Here is a 23237-nt window from a genome sequence, read left to right as displayed (position 1 = left end):
CATTTAACACAGTAAAATATTGCATAAATTGACAAACTAAATTATAAATTATGCCAAAGATCTCAAAAAAAGGGCACTTGATGCCAGAGTCTCCTATTAGAAAATTGGTTCCTTTTGCTGAAACGGCAAAAAGAAAAGGAAACCACGTTTACCACTTGAACATTGGACAACCAGATATAAAAACGCCAGAACTTGCACTTCAGGCGGTTAAAAATGCTACGATTGACGTTTTAGAATACAGCCACTCTGCTGGTTTTGAAAGTTATAGAAAAAAATTAGCTAAATACTACCAAACAATTGACCCTACGGTTGAATTCACAGATATTATTGTAACTACAGGAGGTTCTGAAGCTTTATTATTTGCTTTAGGAAGTACAATGGACCCAGGAGATGAAGTAATTATTCCTGAACCATTCTACGCTAACTACAACGGATTTTCTGCTTCTAATGGTGTAAATATCGTTCCTGTTATGTCGTCAATCGACAACGGGTTTGCTCTTCCGGCAATCTCTGAATTTGAGAAATTAATCACACCAAAAACAAAAGCAATCTTAATCTGTAATCCAGGTAACCCAACAGGTTATTTATACTCTGAAGAAGAGATGAATCAGTTGGCAGAATTAGTGGTGAAACACGATTTATTCTTAATTGCTGACGAGGTTTACCGCGAGTTTGCTTATGACGGATACAAACACGTTTCTGTATTGAGCATCCCTGCTTTGGCAAACAACGCTATTGTAATTGACTCTGTTTCTAAACGATACAGTATGTGTGGTGCTCGTATTGGATGTATTGTTTCTAAAAACAAAGAATTGATGACTGCGGTTATGAAGTTTGCTCAAGCGCGTCTTTCTCCTCCTACATACGAACAAATTGCTGCTGAGGCTGCTTTAGATACTCCACAATCTTACTTTGACGAGGTTATTACAGAATACAAAGAAAGAAGAGATGTATTTATTGCTGAACTTCAAAAAATTGAGGGAATCCAAGTAACTGTTCCTCACGGATCTTTTTACTGTGTGGCTAAATTCCCAATTAAAAACGCAGAGGACTTTGCTAAATGGTTATTGGAAGAATACGACTACAACGGAGCTACAGTAATGATTGCGCCTGCAGAAGGATTCTACTCTACGCCAGGTGTTGGTCTTGATGAAGCACGTATGGCTTATGTGTTGAAAAAAGACGATTTAATTCAGTCTGCTAAAATCTTAAATGAAGCTTTAAAAGTGTACAAAACTATCGAAAAATAGTCCATTCTACTTTTAAACCCGCTTATATACAGGGCTATCTATTTTTAGATAGCCCTCTTTTTTTGTGTTTACTTGTCCTCTATCCCCTGCCAACCAATACAATATTCCCCTTGTTTTCTATTCACCAAACGCATAGTACAACTATCGCTCACCCCACAATAGTACAAGCTTTAGACAGGTTTTAGACGGCACTCCTTCGAGACATCTTCGACACAAGTACCACAGAAGTTCGGAAAACACCCCCTTTTTCCGAACGTCTATGGTACTAATGTGGTATTAGTCTGAAACATGGTCTAAAGCAAACCTCTACCAATCTGCGTTATAACAGCAATAACACTCTTTACACTACAATTCCTTTTTGAACCAACAACCACAGTGGGCATTGCACTTTACTATTTCAAAGAACGACCAATAGGATACAAACACCACCCTAATATTCCTCCCTTTCTGTCGCTGTATTCAAAAATAAAAAAGGGTGCCTCACAGCTCGACCAACATTTAGGGGGTAATCAGAAAATAACATCACAGGTTTTGTTTTTAGTTTACAAGGCAAAATTAGTCATACGCACAACAGAATATTTTCAAAGCGGTTATTTTGACATCATTTGCTATCAAATGCTATCAAATGCACTATTGACTCTGTCCCACTTTTGTCCCCAACCCCCTCCAAACGCTTATAAACAAAGGGAATGACAGTATCTCAATTGTATATTAGTCGGAGATAAGTCGTAAATAAGTCGGAGATACCTCACCTAAAGGCCTTTTTCGCGAACTAAATACGGCTTATTTACGACTCATTTACGACTCAATCCCGTTTAAAACCTTGGTGAGCCCTTTAAAACAAAGGGATGAGCGCCAATTGGGCACTTCAAAATCTACTTGTCCTTTGTTTTGAATAGCCTTATCGGTACAGGAATAATTCGTCAAAAATTAGCTTATGCTAACATTCTCAAATAGTGCGAACTCCTATTTCTTATAGTTCAGAGTGAGAAAAACCTCTAATTTCACCCCTAATCAGCGGCTTTTACGCCTTGTAGAACAACTGTTTTTAGGAGATTTTACTACCTTTAAACCTTAGCAAATCAGGTATGAATATATTTAAGAGAAAACGCCGCTTTCCCAATGAGGATAAACACAGGGGAATACTACACCTCAGCGAAACGCAGATTGTTATTGAAAACACAGCGTATAGCAGGGAAATAGAGGTTATCGAAATCGGTGAAATAGAATATATCTACCTTGAAATCTGCAATTATAGTAGCCCTGGATTGATGATTTACCAAGGCAGACAACACTATATTCCGGTTGATTATGTCAATACGGAAAAACTGTGCTTGCAGTTGGCTAAGCGTTTTAACTTTGATATGGCTCTTATTTATGACAATATTTATAAAGAAGAAAATGCGGTACACCAATTGTTTCGCACTACTTATCAGCAGAATTTTGAGTTGGTTTCTGGCGGACAAAACGATTATACAAAGGGCTTTGAAATCATAGCGCCCACCCCTTATTTTGTACCGTGGACAACCACTAAAAGTGAGTTGCTAAACAATCCGCATACGCACTTAGAAAACGGTTATTTGAACATCGTTTATCCGGTGCGAATTGGCAATATTATCGTGCGTGATTTTGGAGCTTATGTCGATAATATTCGCCCTGAAATAGCTCTGGAGGAATACTATGCTAAATGCTATACTACTGATGGTTCGGACAAGAGTTTATACCTTGTTAAAGAGCAGTTAGAACGCGACCTTGCGGATAAGGCTGAGTTTACTTTTCACAGTGATTTCAACTTGTTTTTCTATGCTAAAATAGGCCAAATTACCTTTGAGGCTACCTATTCCATTGACGATAATGAGATGAGAAATATCGCGTATAGTTTTACTTCCTTTAGCGCGAGGCTACAGTTTGATTATCCGGCTATGCTTATTGCTTCTGACTATGAGCAAAATGGCGTGGTATCTCAGCTGTTTATGTGGAACGAGGCTTTGAGTACACCTGATAATTACAAGACGAATACGCATATCAAACAGACACCTGAATTTGTCTTAGCGGCTTCAAAAGGAAAAGCTGTTATTTGGAAAGATGAGGCGAATAACCTACTTGGATTTGCCGATGCGGAACACGCCCAATGGTATGCTATATCTGAGATTGAGCGTTTTACTTTGTGGAACACCTTACCAGCTAAAGGCGGTGGATTTAGTTCTCTTTCCATCACTTTTACGGATGGACAACAAAAGACGCTTTTTGAAGGAGCACACGATACAATGAGTAAACATTTAGACGAAGTAAAAGCCTTTTTAGGATTTGATATACAGTTTTACGAAGATTATAACTGCTAAAAAAAGAGTACAAAAAAAGAGACGATATTCGCATATCGTCTCTTTTGTGTTCTTATATAAAATAAGCGGCTATCACCCCAATGATAATAGCGATAAGCTTATTGATATTAAACGAGTGTTCTTCGTTACTTTCAAAAATGATAGTAGACGAAATGTGGAATAAAATACCTACCACAATGGCTGATATCTCGGCGTAGTAATGACTTAAAAAGTCTACATTACCAGAAATCAAAGTACCCAAAGGTGTCATTACTGAAAACACAAGCATAAAAAATAACACTGATTTTTTACTCATATGCGCATTGATAAAAAATGCGGTTAGAATCACTGCAATAGGCAAATGGTGTATCCCAATTCCCCACGCAAGCTCCTCGTGCTGACTGACTGGCATTCCCTCAAATAACGCGTGGATACACAAACTAATAAACAACAACCACGGAATTTTATCAAATTTGTCGTGTACGTGAACGTGTCCGTGTTCTACACCTTTAGAAAAATATTCTAAGACAATCTGAAACACAATCCCTATCATAATGAAGAACCCGATGTTTCCTGATGCGTGGTTATGACCGTGAGCATCAGCAGCTTGTTCTACTAATGGGGTAACGTGATTGTACTGATACACATCTGGTAAAAGGTGTGTAACGGTTAATGTTAATAAGAATGATCCACTAAAAGCCATTAATAGCTTTAAGTTTTTTTTGTTCTTAGGTTCTAATATCACTGCTATTAGATACCCTATTATTACTGAAACTAAAGGAATGATATAAACCATAGGCTTATTTGAAAATCATGATTAATCGATCTGATTCGTTTTTATAGAATTTTCTTAGTTTGTAATCACCAAACACATCTAATAGATAAATTTCTTTTTCATTCATCATTTCTTCAAAATCCTCTAATCGCAATGCTTTTACTTTTTCAGTATAGTCGTGGTGTTCACCGTCTGCGTCAAATACAATGTTTTTAATGATAAACCCATCTTCGTATTTACGCGTAATATGGAAATCAATTCCATCTACTGTTTTCACTTCAGAAGGAACAAGGTTAGCAATTACTTTATCAACATTCATAAAGTCGATAACTGCTAATCCGTATTCAGACAAACTTTGGTGAATAGCATCTAACGTACGAGCATTATCTGCTGGATCTTGAAAATACCCAAAACTTGTAAATAAGTTTAATATAGCGTCGTATTTCTGCGTTAACGGTTCTCTCATATCGTGTACGTGAAAATGAAGTGTATCACTTTCAAATTCTTTAGCACTTTCGATACTATTGCCAGATAAGTCAACTCCCGTTACGTCGTATCCCAATTTGTTTAAGTAAACAGAATGTCTTCCTTTACCACAAGCTAAATCTAAAATCTTAGCGTCTTCCTCTAAATTTAAGTAGTGACTTAAGTTATCAATTAACATTTGTGCTTCTGCGTAATCCCTATCTTTGTATAAAGTATGGTAATAAGGGGTATCAAACCACGATACATACCAAGCTTTGTTCTCTTTTGACATACTTTTGTTTTAAATCTTTTATTAGCCTACAAATTTACTTTATTTTTGTGGATTAATTAGATGAAGTAAATTATTCCTTATATAACAATAAAGATGGAGAATTTTAAAATGGTTGCTAAGACATTCTTTGGTTTTGAAGATGTATTAGTAAAAGAATTGCAATTATTAGGTGCAGTAGATGTGAAACCGGGAACGCGTATGGTTAGTTTTAAAGGAGATAAGGGCTTTATGTATAAAGCAAACTTAGGCCTTAGAACAGCTTTGAAGATACTTAAACCTATTTCAAGCTTTGCAGTTTATAATGAGGAAAACTTATATAGAGGTGTTCAAACTATTGATTGGTCAGAGTATATTTCTGCTCATCAATCGTTCGTAATTGACGCTACGGTGTTTTCTGACAACTTCAACAACTCACAATTCGTTGCTTTAAAAGCGAAGGATGCTATTGTTGACCAGTTCAGAAACAAATTGGGAAAACGTCCTAATATCGACAAAGACTTCCCTGATTTAAGAATTAATATCCACTTACAACAAGATATGTGTACGGTATCTCTTGACTCGTCTGGGGCTTCATTACACCACCGTGGGTATAAAACAGCTACGAATATTGCGCCGATTAATGAGGTGTTAGCAGCTGGAATGTTGTTAATGTCAGGTTGGGATGGTAGAACAGATTTTATCGACCCAATGTGTGGTTCGGGTACAATCTTGACAGAAGCAGCTATGATTGCTTGTAATATTCCTGCTAATATCAACAGAAAAGAGTTTGCTTTTGAGCGTTGGAACGATTGGGATGCTGACTTATTTGACAAAATACAGGAATCGCTATTAAAAAGAGTACGCGAGTTTCATTATACAATTAAAGGGTATGACAAAGCGCCGTCTGCTGTATTAAAAGCAATTGACAACGTGAGAAATGCTAACTTAGAGGAGTATATTCAGATTGAAACGGCTAACTTCTTTGACTCAAGTAAGGAAACAGAAGGACCACTACATATGGTGTTTAACCCACCGTATGGAGAGCGTTTGGACATTGACTTAGAGCGTTTTTACAGAGAAATTGGAGATACGTTAAAACAAGGATATCCGGGTACTGAAGCTTGGTTTATTACGGGTAACGTAGAAGCGTTGAAATTTGTTGGATTAAGACCATCGAGAAAGATTAAACTTTTCAACGGTAAGTTAGAGGCTCGTTTTGTAAAATACGAGTTGTATGCTGGAAGTAAAAAAGGAAAATATATAACAGATAATCAATAGATCATGAGCGTTAATACAAAGACTATCATTTTGCAGTTTGTTAGCTTTGCTATCTTATTTATTATAGCAAGAGTTATCATTGTTCAATTTACGGATTTACAAGGCTTTTGGGGTCCATTGGTAAGTGCGGTTATCGCTACTATCTTAGCTCCACAGTTTAAAGTATTCAAAACTGAGAAAGGTGATAAGATCTGTATGCGTTGGATCTTTATGAAAGGTGTGAAAGTATTGAATTAAACAAAAAAGGTTGTTATTTTAAAAATAACAACCTTTTTTTTAGTTTATAACTATCATTCCAGTATTCGATTTTTCATCGTCTCCTAATACAAATACACTTTTTTCTTTTGTATCTATATTGTAAGCTGTGAAAAGTTTCTTGTCTTCTCTACTTCCACTTATAAAATAAAGAGAGTTCATATTCTTATCATACGTCATTACCTCAAGATTAAATAACTCTAACAAATTATTCAATTCACCTGTTTTTGTATCAACAAGAGCAACAATATTAGTATCTAGTTTATCATAAGCTATGAAATAGTTTTGATTTTTATCTACAACAATACCATGAGCATTTGACTGATAATTTAATTCTTTAATAGTGATAGTTTTTTCCTCTGTTTTTGTATCGAAATCTGCAAGATTATGAGGATTAAGCAATAACAATGAAAAGTTAGTTACTCCTTTTTCATAGTCACTTTCTTCACAAAAAGCAACGACTCTATCTTGCTGTTCATTATACGTTAAATAAAAGATTGATGCATCCTCTAATTTCTTATTCAACTCTTTACTTACGCCTTTCGGTGTACCTATCGCTTTTTCCTTATCTATTGTGATGAAACTATTAAATACATCAAATTGTCCTCTATCATATCCATAAGCAAGTAATTCTCCTCTTTTATCAATAAAAGAATAATCAATATCAACTTCTAAAGTTGGTGTTATGTCTTTAATAAAAACTGTTTCCTTCTTTTCCAAATCGAACTTCAACAATTGATTTTCAAAGGAAATACCATACAATTTTTTATCAACAGCATCATAATTAATGCTTTCCATATTATCAATTTCCTCAAACTCCTTTATCATTTCAAATTTACCATTTGAAGGATCTAATTCATATAAACCAATTCCTCTTTTATCAGGAAAATTCTTAGAAACAATAACTTTTGATTTAGTAGGCTCAGTCACAGCAGGTGGTGTTACTTCTGGCTCTTGATTTGAATCATCGCTTGAACAGGCAGCAAATAATGCCGTACATGCAAATAAGTAAATTAACTTTTTCATTTAGACTATTTTTAAATTTTAGTTAAAATTAATGATAATAAAGTTTATTTATAAACCAAAAAAGCTTTTTATTGATAACTAAAAGACATAGACTTTAAATCATTAAAAACACATTTTAATCAATAGACAACTAACTTTTTTTAATCGTCTTTGTCACATTTTTTAATGTTTTTCAAGTCATTTTTAGTCAATAATTATCAGATGGTACTTTCATTTTACAATAAAACCTCTAATAGCCCCTATACCTTTACTAAAACTTATAATTTAAACCACTTAGAACTCTTAAATGATTAGACCTTATCATATAAACGACTGCCAACAAGTAATCGATATTTGGCTTACTGCTTCTATTAAAGCGCACAACTTTATTCCTGCAAATTATTGGAAGTCAAAAGTACCTGCTATGAGGGATGTTTACATACCATCAAGCAATACATTGGTTTACGAAGAAAATTCTTTGAAACAACAACTTTTGAGTTAGTAGGCTTAATCACCGAAGGTGGTGGTACTTCTGCTCTTGATTTGAATCATAGCTTGAACAAGCAGCATATAATGCCGTATATACAAATAAGTAAATTAACTATTAAATTACTCGTAAATAAATAGTTAATTATTTCTATCAATAACCAAACAATAGAAAATCCAAGTAAACAATTAAATTAGATAAAAACACACTAAAATAGCCTTAAAACAAGTATTTATAACGAAAATAGGTTATCAAAACTTATTATCAGTACAAACTATATTAGTAAAAGCCCCCCTTATTCCTAATCAAGTATTTAACCAAAAGCTCAAAACATATCGAAAAAAAAACAGCAGTAAACTTATGTCTACTACTGTTTTACTCTATAATTATAAACTATTAATCTTGTTTGGTTATTTTAAGACTACTCATTAATAACTGTTAATCCAAAAACTTCAAAATCATTACCTTTTAATTCAATTGATCTTTTTTCTTTCGTATCGATATTGTAAGCTGTAAAATACACTTTATCATTTTTTTCTTTACTGAATACATAAAGAGAATTACTATTCTTATCATACGTCATTCCGTAAATACTATATAAATTAAACAATTTATGTAGTTCACCTGTAGTTGTATCTATAAACGCGACCTCATCCTCATCGTATACTTCATAACCTATATAATAGTTTTGATTCTTATCTACCACTATACCAAAAGTATCTGCTAAATGATCTAATTGTTTAATTACAATAGTGTTTTTCTCCTTTTGTGTATCAAACTCCTCAAGGTTTGTAGGATTAAGCAACAATAAAGAAAAATCACTCGTATCTGCTTCTCTGTTGAAACTTTCAAATAACGCTACTACTTTATCTTGTTGCTCATTATATGTGTAATAAAATATCGAATTACCAACCAACATTTTACTTAATTCTTTGCTTGAATTTCCTTTTATTCCTGTTGCCATTTCTTTGTCAATAGAAATAAAGTTGTTAAACAAAAGAGGATTCATTTTATTATACCCATAAGCAAACATCTTCCCTCTTTTATCAATAAAAGAATAATCAATATCTACTCCAAAATCAGGTGTTATAGTTTTTATAGAAATTGTCTCCTTCTTTTCTAAATCAAATTTCAACAATTTTTGTTCTGATGAAATTCCGTAGAAAATCTTATTAGTAGCATCGTAACTAAAGTTCTGTAAATTATCAATTTCAGACTCTTTAAACTCTTTTATTTTCTCATACTGACCATCTACCGGGTTTAATTCATATAAATAGCTTATTCTATTCGTGTTATCATAAGTTGAAAAAACAACTTTTGATTTAGTAGGCTCAATCACCACAGGTGGTACTACCTCTGACTCTACATTTGAATCATCGCTTGAACAAGCTGCAAATAATGCAGTACATGCAAATAAGTAAACTAACTTTTTCATTTAGGCAATTTTTTAATTTTGTTAAAAATACCTATAATAAATCATAAAAATAAATAATTATTATTTTTTTACCGAAAAATAAAGAATAAACAATTAAAATAAATAAAACAACACTAAAAAGACAATGAAGTTACCATTCTTCTTTGTCACAAGAAATATTACTATATTTTTATGATTCACTTCTAATCAATATTAATCAGATAGTACAATCATTAAACAATAAAACTTCTTAAAGTCTTTATATCTTTGAAGTTTATCTCCTTATTCAATCAAAAAATGATTAGACCTTATCATATAAACGACTGCCAACAAGTAATTGATATTTGGCTTACTGCTTCTATTAAAGCGCACAACTTTATTCCTGCAAATTATTGGAAGTCAAAAGTACCTGCTATGAGGGATGTTTACATACCATCAAGCAATACATTGGTTTACGAAGAAAATGGTAAAATAGTGGGATTTATCTCTTTGGTGGATAGTTACCTTGCGGCTATTTTTGTTCTACCTACTACACAGGGAAAAGGCATTGGAAAACAACTAATCGCGTGGGCAAAAGAGAACTATTCTTCTTTGCAACTTAGTGTTTATGTGGATAATGTTAACGCAGTGGCATTCTACAAAAAGCAAGGGTTTGTAGTTCTTGAAACGCGCCTTGATGAAGAAACAAACAAAGAAGAGTTTGTTATGCAGTATAATTAATTAGGACACTTACGTTAAATAAACAGTACAAACACATTACTTATAAATACAAAAAAAGCTACCTTAAATGAGGTAGCTTTTCTTTATTATTTCAATCTAAATTTCAGGGGAACTGAGAAATTCAACGGATATACGTTGCCATTTCTGTCTTTTGGAAAGGTAAACTCCTCATTTGGCAAGGCATCAACTACAGCCGTTAATCGCTTTGCAATAACATCATTGTCTTCTTTTGAAATACTAAACTTTGTCAAGTCGTCAAAAAACAACTTCTTCTCTCCTGTTTTTGGGTCAATACTAACCTGCGTCATAATCACCAAAGGAATTGTGTACTTGTACTCGTTGTAAATAGCTATTGCCTCATCGCGTAATGTACAAGTAACTAATTCTCTATTTTTAGCAGCATTTTCTTTGTCCATTGTTACAAAACAACTCGCATCAGCCACCTTAGTTCCCTCTACATTATGGCACTCATATCTACTTTGCTTCTGGTCTGATATTTTAGTTTCTAACAAACCATCTTCAATAAAAAAGGTAGTTACCGTTGTGTATTTCTTTGCATCTTTATATTTATACGTACGCACACTGTTAGAATAACGCTTTTCATCAGCAGTATTAGCAGCTGCATCTTTTGTAAAAACATCACTTGTTACAATATAATCTTTACCCTGTTTCTCTCCCTTAATCACCATTTTTCTTGTCCAACCCTCCGTATCCGTCGTTGGGAAAATTCCGTCAAAGTAGTTTACAACAATGGTATCTTCTCCTTTTTTTACAAGATCAGTCATCACAATATTCCCTTTGGCAATATTGCGCGTATCTTCTACATAGTTTTTTGGAGTCTGTGCATTAGCACTTAAAACGCTCAACAAGCTCAAAACTCCGATTAGTGTGTATTTCATCGTGTTGTGTTTAGTTGACAAACATAAAGCATAAAACACAGAAATAAAAGCAATTAATTTTACTAAAGTTGCTTTTACAACACAATAAATCACCTTAAAATGCGATACACAAGCTACACTTTAACTTAAATACACGCGGCAAGACAAGTAACAACAAAGCATAAAAAAAGCTGCCTTTTACAAGACAGCTTATCTTTATTATTTCAAGTGTTCTGATACAAACCCCATCATACATTTGTAAAAAGAGATACTGTTTTCTTCTTTTGAAAACCCGTGTCCCTCGTCGTATTTCACCATATAAGGAACGTCAAACCCTTTATTTCTTAACGCTTCAACAATCTGGTCAGACTCGGCAATCTTAACCCTTGGGTCATTAGCACCTTGTACAACAAACAGCGGTTTTGTAATCTTGTCTAACTGGTAAACAGGAGAAACCTCTTTTGCTATTTCACGTTCCTCTGGATTGTCAAGGTCATACCATATCTCCTTCACCATCTCTTTATACGGTTTCCAATATTCAGGGAACGACTCAAAGAACGTAAAGATGCTCGACACCCCCACATAATCAACTCCACAACGGTATAAATCAGGGGTTTTAATCAATCCCATCAACGTAGCATATCCACCGTGGCTTGCTCCGTAAATAGCAATCTTATCCGCATCTACCCATCCTTGTGCAATTACATAGTGTACCCCATCTTCTACATCATCCATCACTTTACGCCCGATTTGCTTGAAACCAGACTTAAAGAACTCTTTTCCGTACCCTCCAGAAATACGGAAGTTTACTTGTAAAGTTGCATATCCTCTACTGGCAAACAACTGCGTTTCTGGATTAAAGCCCCAACTATCTCTAATTCCTTGTGGTCCGCCGTGTGGGTTCACAATCAACGGTACTTTTTGTCCGTCTAACGCCGCTTTTGGCAAAGTGATATACCCGTGTAATTTAACCCCATCTCTACTGATAAACGAAATAGGACGCATCTCTGCCATATCCTCCTCTTTTAACTGTGGCATCAAATCATACAAAGGCGACACCGCACTTGTAGCTGTATCGTAATTATAATACGTTCCGTACAATTTATCACTTTGAACAATGATTAAATAACGGTCTTCTTTATCTGTTTTAGCAACAATAGAGTACTCATACGCTCCGAAATGGCTTTCCAAATCGGCATATATCTTTTTAAAAGTCTCACTTACTGGTTCTATGATTACCTTTTCTCCTTCATATCCCAAATAGTCAATCTCCCAATTGCGTTTGCGCGACAAGCCAATGATAGAAGCGTCAAACTCAGGATTAGCATATACCTCTTTGACCACTTGGCGAGTTTTAAAGTCGTACAATACAATGCGTTGTTTGTCAGAATCTAAGTTTGTCAATACATACGCCTCATCTTTGTTGTCAGAAGCATAGTTGAACGCCATAACCGAGAACGTATCAGACCAGTTGATGGTTTGAAACAATTCAAACTCCTCTGCTCCGTCAACCTTAAAGAAATACTGCGATTGTACACCGTTGTACATTTTAGAGTAGCCTCTTAAGTTACCGTCTTTGTCAAAATCATAACCCGCAATCGGATTAGCAGGGTCGTCATTGGTAAACAACTTCACATACTCCCCTGTGTTGATATTCATCTTATACGGCTCAAACACCTGCGGATTATCTAAGTTCATCGAAATGATGATGTAGTCTTTTTGCTCTTTCAGCATATTGACAATCCCCGCTTGCACCTTGTCAAACGGCGTTAAATCCATATTATTCTCTCCGTCTACATTCACCGCATAAATGTGGTAATTCTCATCTCCACCTTGGTCCATAATATACACCAAGCGCTCATCGTTAATCCATCCATATGCACGTACCAACTCCTCTCCTTCTTCAATTACGCGAAGTACGTTACCTGTTTCAATCTCCTTCACGTAAACGTGGCGTTTATTCTTCTCGTCTTTCTCGCGATACGACAAGTATTTACCATTTGGCGACAACTGAAAAGCAGACGATTTAGGTCGCTGAAAGTAATCTTCCACTTTGTATTTATAAACCCCACTCTCCTGATTAGCCAATGCTTGCAACTCCTCATCCGTAGAAACCAACGCAGGATTACCCGGTAGTTTAATCTCCGTAGGTTCAAACACAACAGGCATTTCTTGTTCCATTTGCTTGATAACGCCCACTAACTTCTCACCTTCCAACGCACCAGCAAATGAAAGTCCCATTGCGGCAACGCTAAACGATAGGCTGTCTCCTTCACAAACTACATTTGTAGCCTCTAACCCCATTGCCCCTTGTGTTGGCAAGTCTAATGTAACCGTTAATTCAGCAGAAATATGAGCAATTAAGTCTAATTGCATTTCTCCCAAGTCTAATACTGCTTTGTAATCTCCTATTATCTTGTTTGCCATAATTTGTATTTTAAAGTAACCGTACCCCTGACGTTCATCAAGCGTATCCGTTTTCTATTTGTCTATGTATACCTACAAAAATAGTCCATTTTTTGAAAACAAGTAACTGCACTATTCCTCATAAATAAACATATAACTCAATTTAGTTAACCATTAAGAATGTTAAATACCTATCTTTACGATAATAAACAAAACGACACAACTATGTTTAAATCAATTAAGAAAATAGGTTTTACGCTTGTTTTAAGTTCATTTGCCTTTGTAATGAATGCACAAAACGGCATTGTACTTGAAAATGTAGAGATATTCAACGGAAAGGACCAAAAGACTACAAAAGGGTCTGTGTTGATTGAAAACAATAAAATCACCAAAGTTTCTACTGGAAAAATAGACACGAATAACAATCCACAAATACAAGTAATCGACGGTAAAGGCAAGTTTGTAATGCCGGGATTAATTGATGCACACTGGCACTCCTTCTTAGCAGCAAACAGCAATCAGATGATTATGTTGGGCGATGAGAGTTTCCTTTTTATCAATGCGGCAAAGGAGTCTGAGAACACGCTACAACGCGGTTTTACGACTGTTCGCGATTTAGGGGGACACGTAACGGGGATTAAACAAGCGAATGATATGGGGCTAAACAAGGGACCGCGTATTTACCCAAGTGAGGCAATGATTTCACAAACAGGGGGACACGGAGATGCTAATTTCCCTTGGGCTGAACCGCGTATGTTAGACCATACTCCTCCTCGTTTTCAAACCCTTGGTGGTAGTGTAGTAGCTGATGGAGAATATGAAGTTACTGTAGCTACGAGAGACCAACTTAGAAAAGGGGCTTCTCAGATTAAGGTAATGGCTGGTGGTGGAGTTGCGACTATCTACGATCCGTTAGACGCAACGCAATATACAGTTGAGGAAATTAGAGCTGCTGTGAAAGCGACTGACAACTGGGGTACGTATGTAACCGTGCACGCTTATACAGCTAATGCGGTTAGACAAGCTGTAGAAGCTGGGGTGAAGTGTATAGACCACGGTCATTTGTTAGACGAGGCTACGGTAAAATTATTAGCAGATAAAGGGGTTTGGTTGAGTATGCAACCTTTTGACTCTGATTCAAGTAATTATACAGACCCATTGCAAAAAGCAAATAAGGAATATGTGGGAACAGGAACTGATAATGTGTACAAATGGGCTAAGAAACACAAAGTGAAATTAGCTTTTGGTACTGACCTGGTTACACGTCCGAAAGACCCGTTAATTCAAAACAAAATATTATTGCGTTTGAAACAGTGGTTTTCAAACTATGAAATCTTAAAGATGGCTACGTATGACAATGCCCAATTGCTGAAGTTAAGCGGACCACGAAATCCGTATCCTGCTGATTTGGGTGTGATTGCTGAAGGGGCTTATGCTGATATCATTTTATTAGATGAGAGTCCGCTTGAAAACATCGACATCTTACAAGACCCAGCAAATAAAATATTGCTGATTATTAAGGATGGTAAGGTGTATAAAAACAAGCTGTAAACAATATTAATTTGAGCTGACATATCCTGGTAAATAAAGTAAACAATACTTATTTAAACACGAACATCAATAGTGGTAAAATGATGTGTAAACAACAGATTTTTGGCCATTTACAACAGACAAAGGAGCTGACTTAATGCGAAGTCAGCTCCTTTTTTATTTCCCCTACCTTCTTCCATATTCACTTTCTAAATTTTAAGTTAATATCTAATAATGAGGACTTTCTCTACAATTCTCATAGAGTAATTATACCTCAAAGCGTTGCCTATATCTCTACATAGTGTAGTTTTTTTTTGATGAAATGCCCTCTACTCCCCATTTTAGGCGTTGGCACAACTATTGAACCTATGTAAGTACCGAATGAAAGCAAAGGACTGTTTTTTTAACATATCACCACCTTTTAAGTAAAGTCATCCTTGAGGATTAAACCTCGCTTTACTGAATTTATGCTAAAGCTTTTCTCTTTGAACAATCGGCAAAAACAAACCACTTAAATACAATATTATGCGCACTGATAAAAACATCGAAACCGTAGAAAACAAACAACCTAAAAAGAGTTTTTGGGGCAAGTTTGTAGACAAGAGTTTAAACACAACAGATTACTTAGTATTATTAGGAACTTTTATGGTAATGACTATTGGGGTAATCTTAGTTTATCAATTACAACCACACTTTGAGAAATTACATTTAGAGCGTTTAGAGTCTGTTTGGGGAACGTTTATCATTAATCTGGGAATTGTTCTACTAAGCATACAAATCGCGTTCTTACTTTATATTGTTTATCTGTATTTCCGCTATAAACCTGTTGCTTCTGTAAGTGATGAGGAGTTGCCAACGTGTACGGTTCTTGTACCTGCTTATAACGAAGGGAAATTAGTTTATGAAACGCTTTATAGCTTGGTAAAAGGAAACTACCCTGCTGAAAAGTTGGAGATTATTTCTATTGACGATGGTAGTAAAGACGACACTTGGCAGTGGATGTTGAAAGCAAAAGAGGAATTAGGAGATAGAGTAACTATTTTACAACAACCCAAAAACCAAGGTAAGAGACACGCTCTTTACAGAGGTTTCAACATTGGAAAAGGAGATGTATTTATTACGGTTGACAGTGACTCAATCGTTAAGAAAGACACCCTTAGAAACCTTGTTAGCCCATTTGTAACCAATGAAAAATGTGGTGCTGTGGGTGGAAACGTACGTGTATTAAACACAAAAGATGGTATTATACCTAAAATGCTAAACGTGAGTTTTGTGTTTAGTTTTGAGTTTATTCGTTCTGCGCAGAGTGCCTTAGGTTCAGTATTATGTACTCCTGGTGCCTTAGCGGCTTATAGACGAGTAGCGGTGATGAACTGTTTAGAAGATTGGATTACCCAAACATTTATGGGGCAACCATCTGACATCGGTGAAGATAGAGCAATGACTAATATGATTCTGAAACAAGGATACCACGTGCTGTTTCAACGAAATGCTTATGTATTGACAAACACTCCTGAAGAGTATAAAAACTTGTACAAGATGTTTATCCGTTGGGAAAGAAGTAACGTACGTGAAAATATTATGATGAGTAAGTTTGCTTTTACCAACTTTAGAGAAGGTTCAAAAGTAGGTCCGAGAATCTTATTGCTAAACCAATGGTTACGTGTTATTATGGCTTATCCAATGACATTCTTAATGCTGTACTTCATCATCACGCAACCGTTGTTATTCATCAGTTCTGCTTTGGTAAGTATCTTTATCTTTTCAAGTATTCAAGTATTCTTTTACTCTAAGAGATATAGCGTGGCTGAGTCGTTTTGGGCATACCCATATAGCTTATTCTACACATTTACATTGTTCTGGATTACGCCTTATGCTATTGCAACAGCTAATAAAAGAGGATGGTTAACGAGAACGTTACCACAACAAAAATAAGTGCACCCATATTGTTATTATACGAAAAGAGGTTAACGTGATAAGTTAACCTCTTTTCACTTTTGTTTTGCTATACGCAATCCTACAGTTACAGCAAATAAAAAGAGTGGTGAATAAGCACATTACCACAACAAAAATAAATGTCCCCACATTATTTTATCATAGAAAAGAGGTTAACCTGATTAGGTAACCTCTTTTCACTTTTATATACTTCAAATTCAACACCTTTCACGTCTTACAGTATTGTTTGTTTATACATAAACAACAGGAAGGATACGTGATATACATCGTGTCGTATGCCGTGCGGGCGAATAATAATTCCCCTACGATGGTTAAATTGTAATGTTCGGTTGTAATGACATTTCGGGTTTTTATGCATCGGTTGAATTGTGATGTTTTTGTTTGTAATGACATTTCGGGTTTTTATGCATCGGTTAAATTGTGATGTTCGTTTGTAATGACATTTCGGTTTTTTTATGCATCGGTTAAATTGTGATGTTTTTGTTTGTAATGACATTTCGAGTTTTTATGCATCGGTTAAATTGTGATGTTTTTGTTTGTAATGACATTTCGGGTTTTTATGCATCAGTTGAATTGTGATGTTTTTGTTTCGACGCATTACGTTTTACGCATTACGTTTTACGTTTCACGCATTACGTTTCACGTCTTACATTTCGCGCTTTATACAAACAAAAAGGGCTATCTACATCACTTGTAGATAGCCCTTTCTTGCTATAATAATGGATTATTTCACTTGTTCATCAGTAAGTTCAAATCCCCAATCTTTTCCTTTCATTGTAGCTGGTACACCTTTTACCATCCAAACCGGTGCTTTACCGTCTTTTAGATAATAATCAAAGAATTGTTGTTGGCGAATTTGGATATCCTTTCTATTCTGACGTTTCATCAAATTGTGCTCATCTCCGTTGTAATTCAACATCCAAGCTGGTTTTCCTAAACGACGTAAAGCCATAAACATTTCAATTCCTTGGTACCACGGCACAGCTCCATCGTTGTCATTGTGCATAATTACCACGGGGGTTTTCACATTTGGCATATTGAATAAAGGCGAGTTTTCAACGTATAAGTCGTACCCTTCCCAAAGTGTTTTACCAATTCTACTCTGTGTTTTCTCATATTGGAATTGGCGACTCATACCACTTTGCCAACGGATACCTCCATAGGCTGATGTCATATTTACCACTGGTGCTCCTGACCACGCTGCAGCATACATATCTGTAACCGTGATAAGGTGTGCCACTTGATAACCACCCCAGCTTTGTCCTTGAATAGCGATTTTATCACCATTCACCCAGTTGTTCTTTTTCAAATACTCAACCCCAGAGTTGATATACTCCTCTGCTGATTTACCCGGATGTCCGTCAACATAACTAACGTCTGGTGTAAACACTAAATACCCGTTACTTACAAAAAACGGAATATTCAAACGTGATGGCGTTGGTGCTGGCGACTCATAACGGTGTAGGTTGTCAGACAGTTTTTCATAAAAGTACACAATCATCGGATACTTCTTCGCTGGATTGAAATCCTCTGGTTTAAACAACACTCCCGTTGCCTCATTCCCCTTAGGTGTAGTCCAATGAACTAACTCATTTGTTCCCCAGTTATACTCACTTTGTTGTGGATTGATAGCTGTTAGTTGCACTGCATTTTTCAAATCCTTAGTGATGTATAAGTTGTTAGACTCTGTAAACGATCCTTTTAAATAACCATAAACAGCCGCGTCTTTTGCTTTAAATAACGAGCTAAACCCGTTATAAGGTTGCATTGTAACCAATTGTGGCTCTTTTGCACTCTTCACTTCCGTTGTAAAGTACCCCGCCTCTTTTGTATTCTCATTAAAAGCAGCTAAGATTAATTGCTCATTTCTACTGAAAGAACGTTTATCATCTTCTACATTTAACAAGTCAAAAGCGATATTATTCTTACGTCCGTATCCGTTAGTAACCATTCTTGGCGCTTTATTACTCGACAAGAAAAACTCCCAAATATCAAAGCGGTCGCGAATTAAAACAGACTCATCATTGTCTGTCCACCCTTGAATACCATAAGAATACGCATTATCAGGCATATCAAATGTTTCATCTGCAAACGATACATTAAGCCCTTTATTCAATTGTTTCTTTACTTTTGACTTCACGTCATAAGCATACCAATTACCTTCTACATTATTGTAATACACTACGGCATTCCCATTTGGAGAAATACGTGCTGAACCACGTAAATCAGCCACAACCTCCGTTTGTTTACCTGTATTTACATCAACGATATAGTATGAACGTACCCCAGAAATATCCCACTGTGTAGAAACTCTATTTCCGAAGTCAGAACTTGAGAAAACGATGTTTGCATTTCCCTCATCTACCAATTGCGTACTATTCACTCGCTCATTAGCCAAAGCGACAATACCCGCTTTTGTTTTCAAGTTCATTGAAGCCATAAACGACTTTTTCAAATCTCTATCTAAATTAGCCAACTGCTGTGGTTGCACGTAATCTTCGTTAAAGTGCCAAATATCCACTATCGCGTGGTCATCAGCAATAAGCGTTGTATCCTTAGCAATCGGTTCTGGCGCAATACCAATAAACATACGTTGCCCGTTTTTGCTAAATCTCGGTTTATAGTTTTCAGACAATACCCACTTAGCAGGCATTCCCTTTGTTTTGTCATTTGCTAAAACCGTAGCCCCTTTTGTCAAATCACTGTAATAAAGCGTGTACTTTTTAACCAATACTTTCTCTTCATCCTCAGTACCTACAAAAGCCAACTGCTTTCCTTTATCATCAAAAGAAAACTGTGTGTACTTCCCTTTTCCTTCCAAAAGAGTTGTTACTTTCTTTGTTTTTAAATCTACAACGAACACACCAAAAGGACCTTTTGCCTCTTCAGCAACCTCCTCTTTTTTCTTGTCTTCCTCTTTTTCGTTAACTACAACTGCAACTTCTTCTGTTGTTTCAGCTGTTTTTTCCTCCTTAGCGTCGTCTTTCTTATCCTCTTTCTTCTTAGCATTTGGATCCTTTGTTACAAACACTAAATACTGTCCCTCACTATCAAAGTAGTAATCACTTACATTGTTATACGTAATCTTTTCCCCTGTTTGTAGGTTTTCCAACACCAAGTCTAACGGAGTATCTTTACCCGCTTTTTTAGCTGGCTTTTTGTCTTTAGACTTTGCTGTGTCTTTCACAGGTTCTAAAAGGTAAGCTAAGTGTGCCCCTTTTTTCTCAGGTACTTTAAACGACTTAACATTAGCGTATTTTACTAATGCTCCCGTTTTTAAGTTGTAAATACCCAATGAGTCCTTTGCAATCTCATCTTCTTTCTTCTTCTTTGTTTTCACCGCTTTTAAGTCGGCAAACGTCGGTCTAATTGCAAAGACAGAATAATCAGAACCACCTGTAAACACAGGCTTCTCTCCTCTATTTACAGTTAACTTCTTCGATTTATCTGTCGTTTCTATATAAAGTGTTTTATCGCCTTCCTGTGGATTCACAGCATACAAAACCCATTGTCCGTCATTAGAGAAAGCTCTCGCTCCTATATTTTGCCAACCATCATAAACAGAATGATCAAGTGGCTTCTTTTGTGCTTGTGTCGTAAGTGCACTCAATACAAAAACACCAAGTCCAAGTTGCTTTAAAAGCGTACTCATTTTACCTGTCTGCTTTGATTGAATTGTTTGTTTGAATTTCATATTATGTTTGTTAGGAGTGTGAAAGTTACCTTATTTTTCCACTTTTGACAAGAAAACACTAATATTAACATTCATACACTAAGTTTTAGTGGCTCGAAATACCCATAAAAAAGCTACAATAAACCACAAAAAAAAGGGTATCAATAACGACACCCTTTTCTTAAAACACCTATTATAAGTGAATTACTTATTTCTTTAATTCTGCTAAAAACGCTTCAACATCATTGTCAAAAGTTGTTTCTTGCATCAATTCCAATGCTAATTTAGTCATCTTTTTAAAGTGTACTTTTGAGAAGCTTCTACCTCCGAAACTCGCTTTACAAAAATCACCAATAATACCAAATACACCATTTACCTCTTCTTGAGTTACTTCTTTCTGATCAGCAAAACGCCCTCTCAAAACAGCAGCACCAACGTAAGCTCCGATTTTAACTACTAAATCAGTATTTAAAATTTCTTTCTTATCTGCTAAGTAAAACAGCTCATCTAAATTCTGATGAATCAATGTTTGAATATCCATAGTTCTCTTGTTCCGTATTATAACTGCAAAGGTAAAAAGAAAACACAAGAATCATAGACTGTCGCCTTGTAATTTTAAGCAGAACACTGCGCAACACCTTATAAACTGACAAGTATTAACAGTAAACTACTCATTATTACAATAACACCTAAAAAGAAGTCCTCCTCTTATCGAATGACTTTCACTGAAAAAAGAGTATAAAAAAACAGCAGTAAACATTTGCTTACTGCTGTTCTATTTTTATCTATAATCCTCACATATAATCAGATTAGTCAATATCGTCTTAAAGCTCAATATTGTACAACTTCATTTTGTTGTAAAGTGTTTTTCTGTCAATTCCCAAAACTTGTGCAGCTTTCGTTTTATTGAACTTTACTTTCTCTAAAGCTGTACGAATAGCTTGCTCTTCATTTCTTGATGAAAACAGCTTTAAATCGTCTTCTGGAGCATCATTACTTACAGATGAAGTAACAACACTTGTCTCTGCTCTCGGATTTAAAATCTCCTGTGGCAAAACGTCTTTTTCAATAACCTCACCTCTTGTCAATAAAACAGAACGCTTGATAATGTTTTTCATCTCACGCAAGTTTCCAGGCCAATCGTATGTTAAGAAAACACATTCTACTTCAGAAGAAAACTTCTTCACTTGTTTTTCTAATTCGTGATTCGACTCTTCTAAGAAATGCTCAGCGAACATTAATATATCAGAACCTCTATCTGCTAATCTTGGAGCAACAATACCAAACTCGTTTAAACGGTGGTATAAGTCCTCTCTAAATTCTCCTTCACGAACCGCCTTTGGCAAGTCCTCATTAGTAGCTGCAATAACGCGAATATCCACATCAATTTCATTGCTACTTCCTACAGGTTTCACTTTTCTCTCTTGCAAAGCACGCAGTAATTGCACTTGCACTTCATACGATAAGTTACCTACCTCATCCAAAAAGATCGTACCGCCATTAGCCGCTTCAAAGTGTCCTACTTTATCCGTAACAGCGCCAGTAAACGAACCTTTGATATGTCCGAAAAACTCACTTGACGCTAAATCCTTAGGAATAGCTCCACAGTCAACTGCGATATACGGCTTGTCTTTACGCTTGCTCTTTAAGTGAATTGAATGGGCAATATTCTCCTTACCTGTACCACTATCTCCGATAATTAAAACAGACATATTTGTTGGTGCAACTAAGTCGATATACTCGTGTAATTGTTTAGAAATACTACTCTCTCCTCTAACGTAATCTAACTCCTCTTCTGTATCGTCAGTCGTTTCAGAAGTAGTTTTAGCAGTTGTCGTTTTTACCTTTGCTTTACTTGTAACAACCTCCCCGCGCTCTATACTTGCTTTACGCTCAAGTGCTTGTTTGATTGTCATCAAGATTTCATCCGGATTAATTGGTTTGGCAACATAATCAAATGCGCCTAATTTCATTGCATTTACAGCCGTTTTAATCTCAGTATATCCTGTCATCAAGATAACTTGTGCTGTTGGACAATGCGATTTAATATATTTCAACAATTCTAATCCATTACTATCAGGCAAACGAACATCCGTTAAAACAATATCATAGCACTCTTTATCAATAGATTGCTCGGCCTCCGCGCTACTAAAAGCATTGGATACTTTATACCCTTTTTTAGTTAAAAAAGTTTTTAGCATTTCGCAAAAAGGAACATCATCATCTATAACCAGAATCTTGTGACTCATATTTTCTATTTTTAGGTGCTAATCGCAAATTTAATATTTTTATTACTCACAAACCAACTGCTTCATCACTTTTACCTATATAAACAGTAAAAGGGAGCCTAAGCTCCCTATTTACCAGAAGATTTCTCTTCTTCACCTTACTAACGATCTAACCTGTTACCTTTCGATAACATAATTTTTTAAACAAACACTTTATTTTCTTTTTCAAAGCCGAAGATTATTGCTAATCTTCATTTTTTAATAACACCTTACGTTAATTATAATAGTAAATATTGTGCCATTTTTCTCATTCTATCACCTTATT

Annotated in this window: 17 protein-coding genes; 9 read left to right on the top strand and 8 right to left on the bottom strand. The window is 35.6% G+C overall.

All coding sequences use genetic code 11. The features are described 5' to 3' along the window. The first annotated feature begins 50 nt into the window (after positions 1–50). Together GQS07_RS08975 and GQS07_RS08970 are read left to right on the top strand one after the other, a co-directional pair. On the top strand, positions 51–1250 hold the full coding sequence (locus GQS07_RS08975; RefSeq protein WP_158210497.1) for a pyridoxal phosphate-dependent aminotransferase: 1200 nt from the start codon (positions 51–53) through the stop codon (positions 1248–1250). 1088 nt (positions 1251–2338) lie between these two features. Next, positions 2339–3592, top strand: coding sequence for a hypothetical protein (locus tag GQS07_RS08970; protein WP_158210496.1), 1254 nt, complete (start codon positions 2339–2341; stop codon positions 3590–3592). Positions 3593–3644: 52 nt separating this feature from the next. On the opposite strand, the gene GQS07_RS08965 is transcribed toward GQS07_RS08970, so the two are convergent. Beyond that, on the bottom strand, positions 3645–4367 hold the full coding sequence (locus tag GQS07_RS08965; protein WP_158210495.1) for a ZIP family metal transporter: 723 nt from the start codon (positions 4365–4367) through the stop codon (positions 3645–3647). Between the two features lie 4 nt (positions 4368–4371). After that, entirely contained in the window at positions 4372–5103 is a 732-nt protein-coding gene (locus GQS07_RS08960) for a class I SAM-dependent DNA methyltransferase (RefSeq protein ID WP_158210494.1), read from the bottom strand. Positions 5104–5211: 108 nt separating this feature from the next. Between GQS07_RS08960 and GQS07_RS08955 the strand changes: the two genes are divergently transcribed. Together GQS07_RS08955 and GQS07_RS08950 are read left to right on the top strand one after the other, a co-directional pair. Beyond that, the gene (locus tag GQS07_RS08955) at positions 5212–6360 is read left to right on the top strand and encodes a THUMP domain-containing protein (RefSeq protein WP_158211355.1); all 1149 of its coding nucleotides are present in this window, start codon (positions 5212–5214) and stop codon (positions 6358–6360) included. A gap of 3 nt (positions 6361–6363) precedes the next feature. Then, positions 6364–6597, top strand: a complete 234-nt coding sequence (locus tag GQS07_RS08950) for a hypothetical protein (RefSeq protein ID WP_158210493.1) — start codon at positions 6364–6366, stop codon at positions 6595–6597. Between the two features lie 39 nt (positions 6598–6636). Here the strand turns inward: GQS07_RS08950 and GQS07_RS08945 are convergent, their stop codons facing one another. Next, entirely contained in the window at positions 6637–7641 is a 1005-nt protein-coding gene (locus GQS07_RS08945; protein WP_158210492.1) for a hypothetical protein, read from the bottom strand. A gap of 286 nt (positions 7642–7927) precedes the next feature. Here GQS07_RS08945 and GQS07_RS08940 point away from each other — a divergent pair, with 286 nt between their 5' ends. Continuing rightward, positions 7928–8122, top strand: coding sequence for a hypothetical protein (locus GQS07_RS08940; RefSeq protein WP_158210491.1), 195 nt, complete (start codon positions 7928–7930; stop codon positions 8120–8122). Between the two features lie 406 nt (positions 8123–8528). Here GQS07_RS08940 and GQS07_RS08935 read toward each other — a convergent pair whose 3' ends face one another. Next, positions 8529–9542, bottom strand: a complete 1014-nt coding sequence (locus GQS07_RS08935; RefSeq protein WP_158210490.1) for a hypothetical protein — start codon at positions 9540–9542, stop codon at positions 8529–8531. 276 nt (positions 9543–9818) lie between these two features. On the opposite strand from GQS07_RS08935, the gene GQS07_RS08930 reads away from it, so the two are divergent. Continuing rightward, complete coding sequence (locus GQS07_RS08930) at positions 9819–10241, top strand: N-acetyltransferase (protein ID WP_158210489.1); 423 nt, start codon at positions 9819–9821, stop codon at positions 10239–10241. Between the two features lie 86 nt (positions 10242–10327). Here GQS07_RS08930 and GQS07_RS08925 read toward each other — a convergent pair whose 3' ends face one another. Both GQS07_RS08925 and GQS07_RS08920 read right to left on the bottom strand, forming a co-directional pair. Next, entirely contained in the window at positions 10328–11140 is an 813-nt protein-coding gene (locus GQS07_RS08925; protein ID WP_158210488.1) for a hypothetical protein, read from the bottom strand. Positions 11141–11338: 198 nt separating this feature from the next. Then, positions 11339–13546: an alpha/beta hydrolase family protein gene (locus tag GQS07_RS08920; protein ID WP_158210487.1), complete on the bottom strand. Its 2208-nt coding sequence runs from the start codon at positions 13544–13546 to the stop codon at positions 11339–11341. 204 nt (positions 13547–13750) lie between these two features. On the opposite strand from GQS07_RS08920, the gene GQS07_RS08915 reads away from it, so the two are divergent. Both GQS07_RS08915 and GQS07_RS08910 read left to right on the top strand, forming a co-directional pair. Beyond that, the gene (locus tag GQS07_RS08915) at positions 13751–15076 is read left to right on the top strand and encodes a metal-dependent hydrolase family protein (protein WP_158210486.1); all 1326 of its coding nucleotides are present in this window, start codon (positions 13751–13753) and stop codon (positions 15074–15076) included. A gap of 504 nt (positions 15077–15580) precedes the next feature. After that, positions 15581–16990, top strand: coding sequence for a glycosyltransferase (locus GQS07_RS08910; RefSeq protein WP_158210485.1), 1410 nt, complete (start codon positions 15581–15583; stop codon positions 16988–16990). 745 nt (positions 16991–17735) lie between these two features. Here the strand turns inward: GQS07_RS08910 and GQS07_RS08905 are convergent. Next, entirely contained in the window at positions 17736–20705 is a 2970-nt protein-coding gene (locus GQS07_RS08905) for a prolyl oligopeptidase family serine peptidase (RefSeq protein WP_158210484.1), read from the bottom strand. A gap of 182 nt (positions 20706–20887) precedes the next feature. Here GQS07_RS08905 and GQS07_RS13860 point away from each other — a divergent pair, with 182 nt between their 5' ends. Next, on the top strand, positions 20888–21070 hold the full coding sequence (locus tag GQS07_RS13860; protein ID WP_410505317.1) for a hypothetical protein: 183 nt from the start codon (positions 20888–20890) through the stop codon (positions 21068–21070). 438 nt (positions 21071–21508) lie between these two features. Here the strand turns inward: GQS07_RS13860 and GQS07_RS08895 are convergent, their stop codons facing one another. Further along, positions 21509–22933, bottom strand: a complete 1425-nt coding sequence (locus GQS07_RS08895; RefSeq protein ID WP_158210482.1) for a sigma-54-dependent transcriptional regulator — start codon at positions 22931–22933, stop codon at positions 21509–21511. Positions 22934–23237 lie beyond the last annotated feature (304 nt).

Source organism: Myroides phaeus, from assembly GCF_009799805.1.
Lineage (GTDB): Bacteria > Bacteroidota > Bacteroidia > Flavobacteriales > Flavobacteriaceae > Flavobacterium > Flavobacterium phaeum_A.
Note: the sequence above shows the minus strand (reverse complement) of the source record. Positions and strands in the feature narration are given on the sequence as shown.